The organism is Micromonospora sp. NPDC051227 (genome assembly GCF_044455385.1).
Lineage (GTDB): Bacteria > Actinomycetota > Actinomycetes > Mycobacteriales > Micromonosporaceae > Micromonospora.
Window position 1 is genome coordinate 95,679 of sequence record NZ_JBITET010000010.1, and the last position, 15,037, is coordinate 110,715.

At 73.5% G+C, this 15,037-nt stretch carries 15 protein-coding genes and 1 pseudogene; 13 read left to right on the forward strand and 3 right to left on the reverse strand.

Features of this window, described 5'->3' with window-relative positions; genetic code table 11:
- Positions 1 to 149 precede the first annotated feature (149 nt).
- Positions 150 to 1,133, reverse strand: coding sequence for a glucosyl-3-phosphoglycerate synthase (locus ACIA47_RS23310; RefSeq protein ID WP_396710805.1), 984 nt, complete (start codon positions 1,131 to 1,133; stop codon positions 150 to 152).
- A 227-nt stretch (positions 1,134 to 1,360) separates the two neighbouring features.
- Here ACIA47_RS23310 and ACIA47_RS23315 point away from each other — a divergent pair, with 227 nt between their 5' ends.
- The 8 genes from ACIA47_RS23315 to ACIA47_RS23350 all read left to right on the forward strand — a co-directional run bounded on the left by ACIA47_RS23315 (position 1,361) and on the right by ACIA47_RS23350 (position 10,679).
- Entirely contained in the window at positions 1,361 to 2,371 is a 1,011-nt protein-coding gene (locus ACIA47_RS23315) for a Gfo/Idh/MocA family protein (protein WP_396710630.1), read from the forward strand.
- A complete protein-coding gene (locus ACIA47_RS23320; protein WP_396710632.1) occupies positions 2,364 to 3,452 on the forward strand; it encodes a zinc-binding alcohol dehydrogenase in 1,089 nt (362 codons plus the stop codon). The genes ACIA47_RS23315 and ACIA47_RS23320 overlap by 8 nt, the downstream gene beginning before the upstream one ends.
- A gap of 41 nt (positions 3,453 to 3,493) precedes the next feature.
- On the forward strand, positions 3,494 to 5,302 hold the full coding sequence (locus tag ACIA47_RS23325; RefSeq protein ID WP_238411021.1) for an ABC transporter ATP-binding protein: 1,809 nt from the start codon (positions 3,494 to 3,496) through the stop codon (positions 5,300 to 5,302).
- 75 nt (positions 5,303 to 5,377) lie between these two features.
- Positions 5,378 to 7,669 (forward strand): accessory Sec system translocase SecA2, encoded by a 2,292-nt coding sequence (gene secA2, locus ACIA47_RS23330; protein WP_203121327.1) that lies wholly within the window; start codon positions 5,378 to 5,380, stop codon positions 7,667 to 7,669.
- Between the two features lie 182 nt (positions 7,670 to 7,851).
- Entirely contained in the window at positions 7,852 to 8,592 is a 741-nt protein-coding gene (locus tag ACIA47_RS23335) for a GAF and ANTAR domain-containing protein (RefSeq protein ID WP_203121326.1), read from the forward strand.
- Positions 8,593 to 8,863: 271 nt separating this feature from the next.
- Positions 8,864 to 9,349 carry a DUF2231 domain-containing protein gene (locus ACIA47_RS23340; protein WP_203121325.1) on the forward strand — a complete coding sequence of 162 codons (486 nt, stop codon included), beginning with the start codon at positions 8,864 to 8,866 and terminating at the stop codon, positions 9,347 to 9,349.
- Positions 9,350 to 9,465: 116 nt separating this feature from the next.
- Complete coding sequence (locus ACIA47_RS23345; RefSeq protein WP_396710636.1) at positions 9,466 to 9,843, forward strand: hypothetical protein; 378 nt, start codon at positions 9,466 to 9,468, stop codon at positions 9,841 to 9,843.
- Positions 9,844 to 9,920: 77 nt separating this feature from the next.
- Positions 9,921 to 10,679 carry a class I SAM-dependent methyltransferase gene (locus ACIA47_RS23350; protein ID WP_396710638.1) on the forward strand — a complete coding sequence of 253 codons (759 nt, stop codon included), beginning with the start codon at positions 9,921 to 9,923 and terminating at the stop codon, positions 10,677 to 10,679.
- A gap of 170 nt (positions 10,680 to 10,849) precedes the next feature.
- On the opposite strand, the gene ACIA47_RS23355 is transcribed toward ACIA47_RS23350, so the two are convergent.
- Complete coding sequence (locus tag ACIA47_RS23355) at positions 10,850 to 11,800, reverse strand: DUF3500 domain-containing protein (RefSeq protein ID WP_396710640.1); 951 nt, start codon at positions 11,798 to 11,800, stop codon at positions 10,850 to 10,852.
- 31 nt (positions 11,801 to 11,831) lie between these two features.
- Positions 11,832 to 12,179, reverse strand: a complete 348-nt coding sequence (locus ACIA47_RS23360; protein WP_396710807.1) for an ankyrin repeat domain-containing protein — start codon at positions 12,177 to 12,179, stop codon at positions 11,832 to 11,834.
- A 118-nt stretch (positions 12,180 to 12,297) separates the two neighbouring features.
- Here ACIA47_RS23360 and ACIA47_RS23365 point away from each other — a divergent pair.
- From ACIA47_RS23365 to ACIA47_RS23385, 5 genes and pseudogenes are all read left to right on the forward strand, one after another.
- Positions 12,298 to 12,465 (forward strand): annotated as a pseudogene (locus ACIA47_RS23365) (signal peptidase I); the annotation flags it as partial.
- A 113-nt stretch (positions 12,466 to 12,578) separates the two neighbouring features.
- Positions 12,579 to 13,034, forward strand: a complete 456-nt coding sequence (locus ACIA47_RS23370; protein ID WP_396710642.1) for a cysteine dioxygenase — start codon at positions 12,579 to 12,581, stop codon at positions 13,032 to 13,034.
- Between the two features lie 44 nt (positions 13,035 to 13,078).
- The gene (locus tag ACIA47_RS23375) at positions 13,079 to 13,567 is read left to right on the forward strand and encodes a rhodanese-like domain-containing protein (protein WP_396710644.1); all 489 of its coding nucleotides are present in this window, start codon (positions 13,079 to 13,081) and stop codon (positions 13,565 to 13,567) included.
- Between the two features lie 50 nt (positions 13,568 to 13,617).
- The gene (locus ACIA47_RS23380; RefSeq protein ID WP_396710646.1) at positions 13,618 to 14,163 is read left to right on the forward strand and encodes a winged helix-turn-helix domain-containing protein; all 546 of its coding nucleotides are present in this window, start codon (positions 13,618 to 13,620) and stop codon (positions 14,161 to 14,163) included.
- Between the two features lie 247 nt (positions 14,164 to 14,410).
- Positions 14,411 to 15,016, forward strand: a complete 606-nt coding sequence (locus ACIA47_RS23385) for a winged helix-turn-helix domain-containing protein (protein ID WP_396710648.1) — start codon at positions 14,411 to 14,413, stop codon at positions 15,014 to 15,016.
- Positions 15,017 to 15,037: the final 21 nt, after the last annotated feature.

Here is a 15,037-nt window from a genome sequence, read left to right on the forward strand (position 1 = left end):
GTGCGGGGCTCGCAGGATCGGCTCACTCCTCGCGCTCACGGTGCAGCCGGTTCGCGACTGCGGGGCTCGCAGGATCGGCTCACTCCTCGCGCTCACGGTGCAGCCGGTTCGCGACTGCGGGGCTCGCAGGATCGGCTCACTCCTCGCGCTCACGCGGCGGCCACCCGGCGGCGGGGCACCCGATGGCGCAGTTCGGCCAACGGCGGGCGCTCCTCGATTGACACATCGCTGACCACGATCTCGCGGTCCAGGTTCGGCAGCGTGTCCGAACCACCGCGACGGAACTGGGTCAACAACGCCTCCGGCGCGAACCCGGGGGTCGCCCAGCCGCGCCGTTGCAGCCGGGACCAGGCGGTCAACATGATCTGCGCGGACATCCGGCCCAAAGCCGCGGTGTCCTGGTGGCGGTGCTTGCGTTCACCGAGGTCGACCTGCGCCAGCGCGTCCAGACCGACCAGCTCGAGCAGGTCGATCATCATGGCCGTCTCCACCCCGTATCCGGAGACGAACGGCACCTGGGCCAGCACGTCCCGGCGGCCGGCGTACTCGCCGGCGAGCGGCTGCACGAAGCCGGCCAGCTCGGGCCAGAAGAGGTTGAGCAGCGGTCGGGCCATCAACTCGGTCACCCGGCCCCCGCCGTCCTGCTCCACGCTGGCGGTGCCCACCAGGGGCCGGTGGTAGAAGCCCTTCACGAAGTCGACCGACGGGTCGGTCAGCAGCGGGCCGAGCAGCCCGCTCACGAAGTGCGGCCGGAACTCCCGCAGGTCGGCGTCGATGAACGCCACCACGTCTCCCTCGGCGGCGGCCAGCCCGGCCCAGAGCGCGTCGCCCTTGCCGGTGAGCCGCGGCAACCCCCGGGTCATCGCGTCCTGACTGACCACCTCCGCGCCGGCGGCACGGGCCACCTGCGCGGTCCGGTCCGTCGAGCGGGAATCCACCACGATCAGCTCGTCGACCAGGGCCACCCGATCCATCAGGTGCTCCCGGATGGTCGACACGATCGCGCCGACGGTGGCCTCCTCGTTGCGCGCCGGCAGCACCACGCTGACCCGGGTCTCACCCTTGGCACGCATCAGCCGACGGGTCGGCCAGTCCGCCGCCGACGTCGTCCGGTACGTGGCCCACGCCTCCACCACCGGTGACACGCTCGATGTCGCATCCCGCACGGGCACCCCTCCGTTCGTGCGTGAAAAAACCAAAATTGGTTGTTCCCATTCCTCATCACGCGCTAACCGCATTCTCGGCAACAGCTTGATCACAGTGGTGACGACAATGCGTTCCCGGGTGATGAACGTTTGATTGCGCACACCTCAGGGGACTGGTCCCACCGCAGATGAAAAGTCTTCGAAGGGGTGTCGGAATGCGGAACTGCCGGGTGGGTCTGGTCGGAGCCGGCGGCGTGGCACAACGCCACGCGCGGGTACTGGCCGGGTTCGACGACGTCGAGCTGGTCGGCGTCACCGACGTCGCGCCGGAGGCCGCGTCCGCGCTGGCCGCACAGCACGGCGGGCGGGCCTGCGCCGACGTCGCCGAGCTGCTGGCCACCGAGCTGGACGCCGTGTACGTCTGCGTGCCACCGTTCGCGCACGGCCCCGCCGAGGAGGCGGTGGTCGAGGCCGGGGTGCCAATGTTCGTGGAGAAGCCCGTCGCGGTCGACCTGAGCACCGCCGAGCGGATCGCCGACCTGGTCGCGCGGCGTGGGCTGCGCACCGCCGTCGGACACCACTGGCGCTACCTGAGCGTGCTCGACCAGGCCCGCGACCTGCTCGCCGACCGTCCGGTCCGGATGGTCAGCGGCGCCTGGCTGGACAAGGTGCCCCCGGTGGCGTGGTGGTCGCGGCGGGACCGCTCCGGCGGGCCGGTGGTCGAGCAGGCCGCCCACGTGCTCGACCTGATCCGCGTGCTGGCCGGCGAGGTAACCGAGGTCACCGCGTATGGCAACGGCACCCCACCGCCGGTCGACGGCGCCGACATCGACTCGGTGACCACCGCTGCGCTGCGCTTCGCCGACGGCGCGGTCGGCACGCTCAGCGCCGCCTGCGTCCTCGGCTGGAAGCACCGCGCCGGCCTGGAGATCCTCGCCGACGGGCTGGCCCTCGCGATCACCGAGGACGGGCTGTCGATCCGCGACGCCGACGGCGAACGACACGTCCCCGCCGACCCGGAAGCCGCCCGGGTGGCGGTGGACCGCGCCTTCGTCGACGCCGTCCGCGGCATCGGCGACGACGTGCGCGTCCCGTACGCCGAGGCCCTCGCGACCCAGCGCCTCGCCCTCGCGGTGGCTGACTCGGCCCGGACCGGCGCCACAGTGCGGCTCGCCACCGCGACCGCGTCGGTGGTGCTCAGCAGCGGGGTGACCGTCGATGCGTGACAAGGTCGTGGTGGTCACCGGCCCCGGCCGGGTCGACCTCGTCGAGCAGGACGCCGCCCCGCTGCGCCCCGGCACGTTCCGGGTCGAGACGCTGTTCAGCGGCGTCTCCGCCGGCACCGAACTGAGCTACGTCAAGGGCACGAACCCCTACCTGAACGTCACCTGGAACGCTGACCTGGGCCTGTTCCAGCCGGGCGCCGCCAGCACGCCCTACCCGGTGACCCGACTCGGCTACATGCAGGTCGGCCGGGTGGTGGAGAGCGAGACCCCGGCCATCGCGGTGGGCACCGTCGGCGCGATGACGTACGGGCACCGCACCGGCTGGCTGGCCGACCCGGTCGCCGAACGGTTCGTGGCGCTGCCCGACGACCTGGACCCGCTGCTCGGCGTCTACGTCGCGCACATGGGCCCGATCTGCGCCAACGGTCTGCTGCACGCCGCCGCCGACCTGCACGGCACCGACGTCCGCACGCTCGCCGACGGGGTACGCGGCCGACGGGTAGCCGTCGTCGGCGCCGGTGTGGTGGCGCTGCTGACGGCGTTGTTCGCCCGGCGCAACGGCGCCGCGTCGGTGGTGGTGCTCGACCCCACCCCGCAGCGCCGCCAGGTCGCCGAGGCGCTCGGTTTGGAAACCCTCGACCCCGACGCGGACGACCCGGCGGTCGTGCTCAAGACCCGTTGGGCGCACACCGCCGGCGACCGGGGCGCCGACGTGGTGTTCCAGTGCCGGGGGCAGGCGTGGGCGTTGCACCTCGCCCTGCGGCTGCTGCGGCCCCAGGGCACGGTCATCGACCTCGCCTTCTATCAGGGCGGCGCGGACGCGGTCCGCCTCGGTGAGGAGTTCCACCACAACGGGCTGTCGCTGCGCTGCGCCCAGATCGGCCGGGTGCCGCGCGGGCTCGCGCCCACCTGGGACCGCGAACGGCTCTCCGCCGAGACCGTCGACCTCCTCAGGACGTACGGCGACGCGATCCGCAAGCACCTCGTCTCGGCGGTGGTGCCGTTCGACGAGGCGCCTGGCCTCCTCACCGACCTGGCCGACCGTCGCCGCCAGGAGCTTCAGGTGGTGCTCGCGACCTGACCCGCCTTCGCCGCGTGCCAGGGGCGGCTACCGTTCGCGACATGAGCACCGTGCAGGACCGGCCGGTTTCCGGCGACACCTCGACCGACCGGCCGGTCGGCGGCAGCCCAGGGGGCCGGTCGGTCGGCCTGGCCGCGTTGCTGCCGTACCTGCGGGAGCACCGCGGCACCCTGGTCGTGGTCGGCGCGCTGTCGCTGATCGGCTCGGCGGCGTCGCTGGCGCAGCCGCTGCTCACCCGGTCGGTCCTGGAGCGGATCGGCGCCGAGCAGGGCGTGTCCCGGCTGGTGGCGGTGCTGGTGGTCCTCGTGGTGCTCGGCGCGGCGATCGGCGGGCTGCGCGACTACCTGCTGCAACGCACCGCCGAGGGAGTGGTGCTGGGCACCCGGCGCCGGCTGGCCAGCCACCTGCTGCGGCTGCCCATCGCCGAGTACGACCGCCGACGCACCGGCGACCTGCTCTCCCGGGTCGGCTCGGACACCACGCTGCTGCGCGCCGTCGTCACCTCCGGGCTCTTCGAGACGGTCACCGGGGCGGTGACGGTGGTCGGCGCCGGCACGGCCATGGTGCTGCTCGACCCGTTGCTGTTCGGCGTCACCCTGCTCGGGGTGGCGCTGGGCCTGGCCTTCGCCGCCACCTTCGCCCGCCGGGTCCGGGCGCTGGCCCGAGTGGCCCAGGAGCGGATCGGCGAGATGACCTCGGCGGTGGAGCGGGCCATCTCGGCGGCCCGCACCATCCGGGCCAGCCGCGCCGAGACCCGGGAGACGGAGACCGTCACCGGCAGCGCGCGGGAGGCGTACGCGGCGGGGCTGCGGGTGGCCCGGGTGCAGGCGTTTGTCGGCCCGATCGGCTCGGTCACCGTGCAGGGCGCGTTCCTGCTGGTACTCGGCATCGGTGGGGCGCGGGTCGCCGCCGGGGCGATCTCCGTCGGCGACCTGGTCGCGTTCGTCATGTACCTGTTCCTGCTGGCGCTGCCGTTGGGTCAGGTGCTGCGGGCGTACACCCAGTTGCAGTCCGGCCTGGGCGCCCTCCAGCGGATCGAGGAGATTTTGGCCGTGCCCGCGGAGGGCGCGGACGACGGCCCGGCGCCCGCCGCCGCGACGGCGACCCCGCGCCGTCCGACCCCGATGATCGAGTTCGACCGGGTGGGTTTCGGCTACCCGAGCGGCGAGCCGGTGCTGCACGAGGTCAGCTTCGCGGTCCCCGCCGGCACCCGGACCGCCCTGGTCGGTCCCTCCGGCGCGGGCAAGTCCACACTGCTGGCCCTGGTCGAGCGCTTCTACGAGGTGAGCGCCGGCGCGGTCCGACTCGACGGCACCGACGTACGGGACCTGCCCCGCGACGCGCTGCGGGCCCGGCTCGGCTACGTCGAGCAGGAGGCTCCCGTGCTGGCCGGCACGCTGCGCGAGAACCTGCTGATCACCACCCCGGACGCCACCGACGACCGGTTGCGCGACGTCCTCGACGAGGTCAACCTGGGCCACCTGGCGCAGCGCACCCCGCTGGGCCTCGACGTGCAGGTGGGGGAGGGTGGTGTGCTGCTCTCCGGAGGTGAGCGGCAGCGGCTGGCCATCGCCCGCGCGCTGCTCGCCGGCCCGCCGGTGCTGCTGCTCGACGAGCCGACCAGCAACCTCGACTCCCGCAACGAGGTCGCGCTGCGCCGCGCCATCGACGCCGTGGCCGTCCGCCGGACCCTGTTGATCGTGGCGCACCGGCTGGCGACCGTGGTCGACGCCGACCAGATCGTCGTCCTCGACGGCGGCCGGGTGGTGGCCGTGGGCACCCATGCCGAACTGACCGCCACCGACCCGCTGTACCGGGAACTCGCCAGCCACCAGCTGCTGGTCGGCTGACCGCGCCCCAGGAAGGCCAACTTGCCGGGCGGCCGGGCCGCGCGCGCCGCCCGGAATCGCGTACCGTTGCCGCTCATGGGTGTGTCGCAACGGTTCAAGAGCAAGTTCCGGCGGTTCCTCCAGCGCCCCGGCTCGACCGTGGATCTTGCTCCGCTGGAGAAACTGCTCCCGGCGATCGAGGCGCGCGAGGCTGAGCTCACCGCGCTCGACGACGCCGAGCTGACCGCCGCCGCGGGCGCCGCCGCTGGTTACGAGGAGATCTGCGCCGTCGGCCGCGAGGCCGCCCGCCGTGGCCTCGACCAGCGGCCGTACGACGTGCAGCTGCTCGGCGCGATGTCGCTGCTCTCCGGCAAGGTCGCCGAGATGGCCACCGGTGAGGGCAAGACACTGACCGCCACGATCGCCGCGTACGGGCACGTCCGGTTGGGCAACGGCCCGGTGCACGTGCTCACCATCAACGACTACCTGGCCCGCCGCGACGCCCAGTGGATGGAGCCGGTCTACACCCTGCTCGGCCTCACCGTCGGCTGGGTCAACGAGGCGTCGACCCCGCAGGAGCGGCGCGACGCGTACGCCTGCGACGTCACCTACGTCTCGGTCAGCGAGGCGGGCTTCGACTACCTGCGCGACCAGCTGGTCACCGACGTGGAAGACCGGGTGCAGCCCGCGCTGACCACCGCCATCGTCGACGAGGCCGACTCGATCATGATCGACGAGGCCCGGGTGCCGATGGTCCTGGCCGGCGCGGTGCCGGGCGAACAGGACCCGGTGCACGCCGCCGCCGCGTTGGTCCGTGGCCTGCGCAAGGGCAAGCACTACACGGTCGCGGAGGACGGGCGGAGCGTGGCGTTCACCTCCGCCGGCCTGGCCGCCATCGAGGCCAAGCTCGGCATCGACCTGTACGACGAGGAGCACGTCGCGCAGCTCTCCGCGGTCAACGTGGCGCTGCACGCGCACGCCCTGCTGCACCGTGACGTGGATTACATCGTCCGGGACGGCTCGGTCGAGCTGGTCGACGAGATGCGCGGCCGGGTGGCCCAGCGCCGCCGCTGGCCGGACGGCCTCCAGGCCGCGGTCGAGGCCAAGGAGGGGCTGGACGCCACCGCCGAGGGCGAGGTGCTCGGCACCATCGCGATGCAGGCGTACATCGCGCTCTACCCGAAGGTCTGCGGGATGACCGCCACCGCGGTGCTGGTCGGCGACCAGCTGCGGGAGTTCTTCGGCCTCGAGGTCGCGGTGATCCCCCCGAACACCCCGTGCATCCGCGAGGACGAGCCGGACCGCATCTACGCCACCCGGGCGGAGAAGGACGAGGCGCTGGTCGACGAGATCCAGCGCTGGCACGCCAAGGGGCGGCCGGTGCTGGTCGGCACCCTGGACGTCAAGGAGTCCGAGGGGTTGGCCGCCGGGCTGAACGCCGCCGGGGTGCCCTGCGTCGTGCTGAACGCCAAGAACGACGACGAAGAGGCCGCGATCATCGCCGAGGCCGGCGCGTACGGTGCGGTGACCGTGTCCACCCAGATGGCCGGCCGTGGCGTCGACATCCGCCTCGGCGGCAGCGACCAGAGCGACCAGGAGCGGGTCGCCGAGCTGGGCGGGCTCTACGTGATCGGCAGCGGCCGCCACGACAGCCGCCGGGTGGACGACCAGCTGCGCGGTCGGGCCGGCCGGCAGGGCGACCCGGGCGGTTCGGTCTTCTTCGTCAGCCTGGAGGACGACCTCGTCGTCCGGCACGCCGCCGACTCGGTGCCGGCCTCGCCGCGGATGAACGCCGACGGTCTGGTGACCGACGAGCAGGTCGACTACGCGGTGGAGCACGCCCAGCGGGTCGCCGAGGGCGTCAACCACGAGATCCACCGCAACACCTGGCGCTACAGCGTGGTGATCGAGCAGCAGCGCAAGGCCCTCGCGGCACGCCGGGAGCGGCTGCTGACCAGCGACGTGGCCGCGGTGATGCTGTTGGAGAAGGAGCCCGAGAAGGCCGGCGAGATGGACGAGGACCTGCTCGCCCGTGCCGCCCGGTCGATCGCGCTCTACCACCTGGACCGGCTCTGGGCCGAGCACCTGGCCGAGCTGTCGGAGGTCCGCGAGGGCGTGCACCTGCGCGCGCTGGGCCGGCTCGACCCGCTGGACGAGTTCCACCGGGCCGCGGTGCCGGCGTTCAACGACCTGATCCCGGAGATCGAGGCCCGCACCATCGCCACTTTCAACGAGACCGAATTCGATGAGGACTGGCAGCCCGACGACGGCACCCTGGTCCGGCCCACCGCCACCTGGACGTACCTGGTGCACGACAACCCGTTCGGGTCCGAGCTCGACCGTCTGATCGCGTCGATCGGGCGGCGGCTCAGCGGCGCCTCGCGCTGACGTACCGACCGTCGGGGCCCCGGTCGCGCCCTCCGCGCGCGACCGGGGCCCCGATTTACGCCGTTTCGACCCAGCTTTCCCAGGGTAGTAGGGCTGGTCGGTCGAGTCGGGAGAGAGCAGACGATGACACAGGTGACGATGCTTGCCGCGCAGGCGCGAGACGGCACGGAGGCTGCGAACCGGTGAACCTCGACACGCGGGAACCGGTGGTGCACACCCTCGGCGTCCTGGAAGCAGCCGCACTGTTACGGGAGCTGACCGCCGGGCTGATCGCCCTGACCGACTTTGATGAGGCGCTGCTGGCCCTGGTCCGGGTCACTCGGGACGCCGTCGCCGGGGTGCGCTGGTGCGGGTTCACCGCCCTGCGGGCCGGCGAGCCGGCCGGGGTGGCCGCCTCCGACGAGGGGCTGGCCGGGCTGGACGACCTGCGACACGGGCCGGACACGCCGGCGATGAGCGCGATCCACCGCCGCGAGATGATCCTCGCCGCCGACCTGACCGGTGAGCTCCGCTGGCCGGCCTGGACGGCGCACGCCCGCGACCTCGGCGTACGCGGGGTGATCTCCGCACCGGTCGACATCGACGACCAGGTCATCGGGGCGATCAACCTGTACGCCGCCGCGCCGGACCTGCTGACTCCGCAACACCAGTTGACCGCCATGCTGCTCGCCGAACACGCCGGTCTGCTGCTCGCCGCCGTCCGCGACCGCAGCCGACAGCTCACCCTCGCCGGGGAACGGGACGCCTCACTCCTGCACGACGGGGTGGTGGGCCAGGCCATCGGCGTGATCATGACGCAGCGCGGCTGCCCGCCGGCCGAGGCGCTCGACGTGCTGCGGACCGCCGCCTCGTCGCTGGACATCCCGCTGCGCGAGGTGGCCGAGCGCCTGGTCCGGACGGTCTCCCGCCAACGCGACAACTGACCCTGGCCGCTGGAGCCGCGCGGGTCGCTCCGGCCGCGTCGGCGGTGTGATCAACTCGGGTTCCTGGAAATCGCGGTGTCACGGGTCGGCGGACGCCCCGACTTCCTGAAACCCGAGTCGATCACCCGCCGGTCTGGCCGTCCGGCCTCGGCGGGCGCGGCCACGGTGCCCGTTCTCCCTGTCGGCGGCGAGTCGGGCGGCATCGTTTCGCCTCGACCGGCCCCGGGTAGCACTCTGGTCAGGTGAGCTGCGCCGACCTGGGGGAGGACCGATGCAGAGCCGGCTGCGGGTGCAGGGGCACCCGATCCAACCGATGCTGGTGACGTTCCCGCTCGGGCTGTTCGTCAGCGCCACCGTCTTCGACCTCACCGACGTGATCGGGGGGCCCGCGTTCCTCGGCGAGGTCGGCTACTGGACCGGCGTCGCCGCCCTCGTCGCCGCCGCGCTGACCGCCGTGGCCGGCATGGTTGACCTGTGGGACGTGCCGGGCGACCGTACCCGCCGCACCGCGGTCGCCTTCAACCTGGTGAACGCGGTGATGGCCGCCATGTTCCTGCTCACCTGCCTGGTCCGGTCACACTCCCCACAGCGCGGCGCGTCGGTGGCGATCCTGGTCACCGAGCTGGTCGCGCTGGCCGCCGGCGGGGTCGGCGTGCACCTGGGCGCCCGGCTGATGCGTCAGTTCGACAGCGGCCGCGCCGAGGCCGGCGGTTTGGACGCGCTCGCCGGCTCCACCGGCGAGATCGTCCGCCCCTGACCCGACCTGCCGGTGGGTCTCGTCTCTGACCCCGAGCAGGCCCGCTCACCGGACCCCCAGGACTCGCCCCTGACCCCGCCCGCGAGACCGGCCCGCCGTGACCCGACCCGCTGGGCGTGCCGGCCCCGCTGGGCGTGCCGGCCCCGCTGGGCGTGCCGGCCCCGCTGGGCGTGCCGGCCCCGCTGGGCGTGCCGGCCCCGCTGGGCGTGCCGGACCCGCCGGGCGCGCGTCCGGCCGGCAAGTGGGGCTGGTTTTTGCGGGGCCGGCGTCCGTGCGACTGGTCGGTCTACCATCCCCGGATGACCTCCTCTCTGGACACGCTTCCGAAGATCGGCGCGCCCGCCACCAGGGCCCTGCACGGCGCCGGCTACACCGCGCTGCGCCAGCTCGCGGGTGTTCCTCGGGAGGACCTGGCCAAGCTGCACGGCATGGGCCCAAAGGCGCTCGGGATCCTCCAGGCGGCCCTCGAAGAGCACGGGCTCGGCCTCGGCTGAGATCCACCGCGGACTTCCCGACCGGGCGGCGGCAAATAAGTTGCTGGGCCGGGTGACCGGCCGCGAAGCTGACCGCCATGACCGCTGAGCGTGACGCCGAGGACTTGGTCGCGGAGGCCGCCGCCGCGCCCGTCGATGGTTGGGGCTTCGACTGGCTGGCCGGCCGGGCCACCGAGGAGCGCCCACCCTGGGGGTACGCCCGGCTGGTCGCCGACCGGATGGCGCGGGCCGACGCGGCGCTGGACGTGGACACCGGCGGCGGAGAGGTACTCGCCGAGGTGCCGCGTCCACCGAAGCTGCTGACGGCGACCGAGGCGTGGCCGCCGAACGTGGAGGTCGCCCGCCGGACCCTGCGTCGGATCGGCGCGTCGGTGGTCGCGGTCGCGCCGGACGGGCCGCTGCCGTTTCGCGACGCCTCGTTCGACCTGGTGGTCAGTCGGCATCCGGTGCGTACCGACTGGGTTCAGACGGCGCGGGTGCTGCGGCCGGGCGGGACGTTCCTGTCGCAGCAGATCGGGGCCGGCACCATGCGGGAGCTCAGTGAGGCGATCCTCGGGCCGTTGCCGCCGCCGACCCAGCGGCACCCCGAGCACGCGGTCGCCGCCGCCGAAGCGGCTGGCCTGCGGGTGGTCGACCTGCGTCGGGCCACGCTGCGGGCGACCTTCGCCGACATCGGCGCGGTGGTCTGGTTCCTGCGCAAGGTGATCTGGACGGTGCCAGGGTTCACGGTTGGCCGCTGCCGCGCACCACTGCGCGACCTCCACCACCGCATCGCCAACGAGGGCCCCTTCGTCGCCCACGCCCAACGCTTCCTCATCGAGGCCACCCGCCCCTGACGGACACCCCCCACCCGTCGATCTTGCACTTTCGGTGCCCGCGAAAGCTGCCAAACCGGGCAACTCGACCGCCGAAACTGCAAGATCGGCGGGGGGAGGGGCGGGGGGCGAGGGGCGGGGGGCGAGGGGCGGGGGGCGAGGGGCGGGGGTGGGGGTGGGGGTGGGGGGAGTTAGTGGGGGTGGGTTTGGTGGTGGGTTGCTAGGACGTCGGCGCCGAAGTCGCTGGCGGGGCGGCGTAGCACGGTGTGTGCGTGGTTGCCGTCCGCGGTGGTGTTGTCGTACTCGATCAGCAGGTCGTCGCCCTGCACCCGGTAGTAGTGCCGCCGCCCGGGGTGGGTCGGGCCGGCCCAGGCGAAGTGCAGTGGGCCGGCGTCCAGTTCGGTCGCCTCCCGGATGGCCAGCTCGGGCGGCAGCCGGTCGAGGTAGAGGGCGACCACCTGGTCGAGTAGCGCGCGGCCGGTCGGTCCCAGCCGCTCCGCCGGTACGCCGAGGGGCTCCAGCGGCGCGTCGACCCGCCCGCGGGTGGCGCTGATGATGTCCGCGGGCGCTTCGTCGGCGATGATCGCGGCGGCCCGCTCGGCGGGGCCGAGCGCGTCGAGCAGGGCGCGGGCCAGGTCCTCCTCGACACCGAGTGGGCGGGAGACCGGCCGGCCGGCGTAGCGGACCGCGGCCGGGTTGGCGCCGAAGAAGATCGGCGCGGGGGAGACCTGACCGTCCACCACGGTCATGTTCACCGACAGGTGGTGCCCTTCGAGTCGCCACGCCCAACGGTCGTCGCGCGCCGGGTCGCCGAACACGGCCACCCAGTAGTCGGCGCTGTGCCGCCCGCGCTGCCAGCCCTCGGCCCGGTCCAGTACCTCCTCCAGCGAGATGATCGCCATCGCCTGTGCGTACGCCGCGGGGCTGAGCGCGGTGGCCAGCAACCGGTGGGCGGCCTTGCGGGCAGTGACGTCGAGCTCGGCGAGGCAGACGCCCGGTCGGGGCCGGGGCCGGTATTCCAGCCAGCGTCGGGCCGCCTCGTCGTCGAACGAGTGCACGGCGCTCTCGCGGGCGGCGGGGTCGAGCGCGGTCAGCAGCGCGGTGGCGGCGGCCCGCATCTGCTCCGGCAGAGGATCTTCCACCGACCCTGTATACCGCTCGGCCGTGCCGGTGTCAGCCGGCGCGCAGCAGCTCTGTCATCTCCGGCAGGTCGAAGAAGCGCGCGGTCTCGACGGCCGACGGGTTGCCGTGTGCCGGATCCGCGCCGGCGGCGAGGAGCGCGCGGACCGCTTCGGTGCTGCTGCGGAAGACCGCCGCTGCCAACGCGGTCTGACCTCGGTCGTTGGCCCGGGTGTGGTCGGCGCCGCGGCTGAGCAGGGCGGCCACCGTGTCCGGGTGGGCGTGGTACGCGGCCAGGACGAGCAGCGTGTCGCCCTTGTCGTTGGTGAGGTTGACCGGCAGGCCGGCGTCGATCTGCGCCGCCAACTCGTCGGTGGCGCCGGCTCGGGCCAGGTCGAACATCCGGTGCGCGAACGCCAGCGTCTCGGCGTCGAGGTTCTCGGTCACCGGTCCAGGTTAGCCACACCGGTCCTGATGGCTTGCCCGGCCGGCGCGCTGGGGGAGGTCCGATGGGTGAGACCGGGTGGAGTTGCCGGACCGGACGGTACGGCTGGCCGTGCCGGGCGACTACGTGGTGCGGGCCCGTGGGGTGGACCATTCCTGGTTCGCCGAGCGCGCGTCGGTGGTGTTGACAGTGCGCTGGCCCTCGTTGCCGGGCTACCGCGCGGACCCGCCGTTGCTGCGCTGATTCACCCGAGCGGCTGACCCTGCGTCCCACCAGACGGAATTACCTACTAAACCTATAGGCTTTGCCGTCTAGAGTACGAGGGCACCCCGCCGAACGACCCGCGAGGAACCGCCATGACGCACCACCGTCCGGAGCCCGACCTGCTCGCCGTTGCCGCCGGATGGGCCGACCCGGCCGGCTGGCCGGTCGCGCTGCGTTTCGACCCCGCCGAGCGCTGGTACGCCCGCCTCGCCGTCAGCGACGAGCACGAGGTGTGGGCGCTGAGCTGGCTGCCCGGGCAGGGCACCGACCTGCACGACCACGGCGGCTCCTCCGGAGCGTTCCGGGTGGTCAGCGGCGCGCTCACCGAGGAGACGGTCAGCGCCGGGCGACCACGTCCCCGACTGCTGCCGGCCGGCGCGGGCCGCCGCTTCGGCCCCCGGCACGTGCACCAGGTGACCAACCGGGGCGCGGCGCCGGCGGTCAGCGTGCACGTCTACCGGCCGGCGCTGCTGCGGATGACCCGTTACCACCTCCTGGACGGGCGGCTGCGGGTCGCCGAGGTCGCCGAGGCCGGCCGGTCCTGGTAGCCGCGCGCACCGAGAACCTCCTTGTCACCGGAAGGAACCCGAGAATGCGGATAACCGCCGAGCACTGTCCCGTTCCCGTGCCGCCACCGGGCTCCCGGGGCATCGACGAGATCCTGGCCGCCGCGCGCGCCCGGCTGCGCCGGCTGGACCCGGAGCGGGCGCACCTGGCGTACCGGAGCGGAGCGCTGCTGGTCGACATCCGCCCGGCCGCGCAACGGGCCGCGCACGGTGTGGTGCCGGGATCGCTCATCGTCGAGCGCAACGTGCTGGAGTGGCGCTTCGACCCACGCTGCGCGGCCCGGCTGCCGCAGGCCGTCGACTACGACGTGCCGGTGGTGATCCTCTGTCAGGAGGGCTACACCTCGTCGTTGGCCGCCGCCGCGTTGCGGGACGTCGGCCTGCACCGGGCCACCGATGTGGTCGGTGGGTTCGCGGCCTGGCGGATCGCCGGCCTGCCGGCCCTCGGCCCGACCCCACTGCACCACCCCTCTCCCCACGCGTCCCCGGTCAACGCCGGCGGGGCGCGCAACTGACCGCCACGCCACACCCGGCGTGGCGGCCGCACCGCCACTCAGGAGGCACCATGTCCGTCGTCGCCGTCCCCACCCGGCGCCACCCCGGCGTGCGCCCGCCGGCCCGCCCGCGCACCAGCCCGACGCTGACCATCACCCTCGACCTCGTCCCCGGGCCGCTGAGCCCCCGGCTGGCCCGGCTGGTGCAGCTGCTCGGCGAGCTGGCCGAGTCGGGGGAGGGCCAACCGCGTGCCGTGGAGGAGCCCGCGTCGGGGCCGCGACCGGCCCCGCGCCCAGTCGTGCCGCCCGCCGCGCCGGACCACGTCCGCATCCTGGCCGGCTCGCGGATGGTCCGCCAGGGCGACCGGGTCATTCCGCTGACCCGCATCGAGTACGAGCTGCTGCTGTTCCTGGCCGAGCGGCCCCGCCGGGTCTTCACCCGCCTGCAACTGCTCTCCAGCGTCTGGGGCTACGAGCACGCGGTGGCCCGGACGGTGGATGTGCACGTCCGTCGGCTGCGCGCCAAGCTGGCCGGCTCGGAGGTGGTCACCACCGTCTACGGCGTCGGCTACCGGCTGGCCGACGAGGCCCCGATCAGCGTGGATCACAGCAGCTGAGCCCTGGTCGGGCGGCGATGTGACCGCCTGGTGAACCGGTCGGGGACCCCCGTAACGGGGCATCTCGACGACTCTGCTGTAATCATCAGGCCTCGTACGCAGAGCGAGCATCTGGCTCCGATGCGTTCGTCAATTGTCACATTCATGCAACGCAGCCGCCTCTTGACCCTCGCCCAGGCGCCGGGAAGCATCGATGAAGCGGCGTCCCGGGCCGTGGGGAGATACCCGGACCAGCCCAAGGAGGACCATGTCGGTCAGCCCCGCCTCGTCGCGCGCCGGATGGCATACGTCCCAACCCGCGGTGCCCGGTCGACCTCCCGGCGGCCAGCGTCGCCCGGCGAACACCGCCGCGCCCGTGCTCACCGTGACGCTGTCCATCCCGCTGGCCTGTGAGGAGTCGCTGACCCCGGCGGCGCGCCGGCTGTTGGAGGCCGCTCGCGAGATGCTGGAGCGGGGCGAAGGCGTGATCGTCGGCTCGGTTCCGGCCGAACGCCGTCCCGACCAGGCGCCCGCCAACCGGTCGCCGGCCCGCCCGATCAGCCCGGCCATTCCCGCCCTGCACATCCTCGCCTCGTCGCGCTCGGTGCTGCGCGACGAGGAACCGCTGCCGCTGACCCGGCTGGAGTTCGATCTGCTGCTGCACCTGGTCGCCCACCCGCGCCGGGTGTTCACCCGGCTGCAACTGCTCAACGCCGTCTGGGGCTACGAGCACGCCGGCGTGCGCACCGTCGACGTGCACGTGCGTCGGCTGCGCGGCAAGGTCGGCGTGGACGTGCCGCTGGTGACCACCGTCTACGGCGTGGGCTACCGGCTGGCCGACGACGCCCGGGTCACCATCGACCGCAGCGGCTGACCGGCGGCACCGACGCAGCCG

What these genes read in the sequence shown, in the direction of transcription:
- ACIA47_RS23315 (WP_396710630.1), top strand. Translation starts at nt 1,361, where the DNA reads ATGCGGAACTGCCGGGTGGGTCTGGTCGGAGCCGGCGGCGTGGCACAA.
- ACIA47_RS23320 (WP_396710632.1), top strand. Translation starts at nt 2,364, where the DNA reads ATGCGTGACAAGGTCGTGGTGGTCACCGGCCCCGGCCGGGTCGACCTC.
- ACIA47_RS23325 (WP_238411021.1), top strand. Translation starts at nt 3,494, where the DNA reads ATGAGCACCGTGCAGGACCGGCCGGTTTCCGGCGACACCTCGACCGAC.
- secA2 (WP_203121327.1), top strand. Translation starts at nt 5,378, where the DNA reads ATGGGTGTGTCGCAACGGTTCAAGAGCAAGTTCCGGCGGTTCCTCCAG.
- ACIA47_RS23340 (WP_203121325.1), top strand. Translation starts at nt 8,864, where the DNA reads ATGCAGAGCCGGCTGCGGGTGCAGGGGCACCCGATCCAACCGATGCTG.
- ACIA47_RS23350 (WP_396710638.1), top strand. Translation starts at nt 9,921, where the DNA reads ATGACCGCTGAGCGTGACGCCGAGGACTTGGTCGCGGAGGCCGCCGCC.
- ACIA47_RS23360 (WP_396710807.1), bottom strand. Translation starts at nt 12,179, where the DNA reads ATGTTCGACCTGGCCCGAGCCGGCGCCACCGACGAGTTGGCGGCGCAG.
- ACIA47_RS23370 (WP_396710642.1), top strand. Translation starts at nt 12,579, where the DNA reads ATGACGCACCACCGTCCGGAGCCCGACCTGCTCGCCGTTGCCGCCGGA.
- ACIA47_RS23375 (WP_396710644.1), top strand. Translation starts at nt 13,079, where the DNA reads ATGCGGATAACCGCCGAGCACTGTCCCGTTCCCGTGCCGCCACCGGGC.
- ACIA47_RS23380 (WP_396710646.1), top strand. Translation starts at nt 13,618, where the DNA reads ATGTCCGTCGTCGCCGTCCCCACCCGGCGCCACCCCGGCGTGCGCCCG.
- ACIA47_RS23385 (WP_396710648.1), top strand. Translation starts at nt 14,411, where the DNA reads ATGTCGGTCAGCCCCGCCTCGTCGCGCGCCGGATGGCATACGTCCCAA.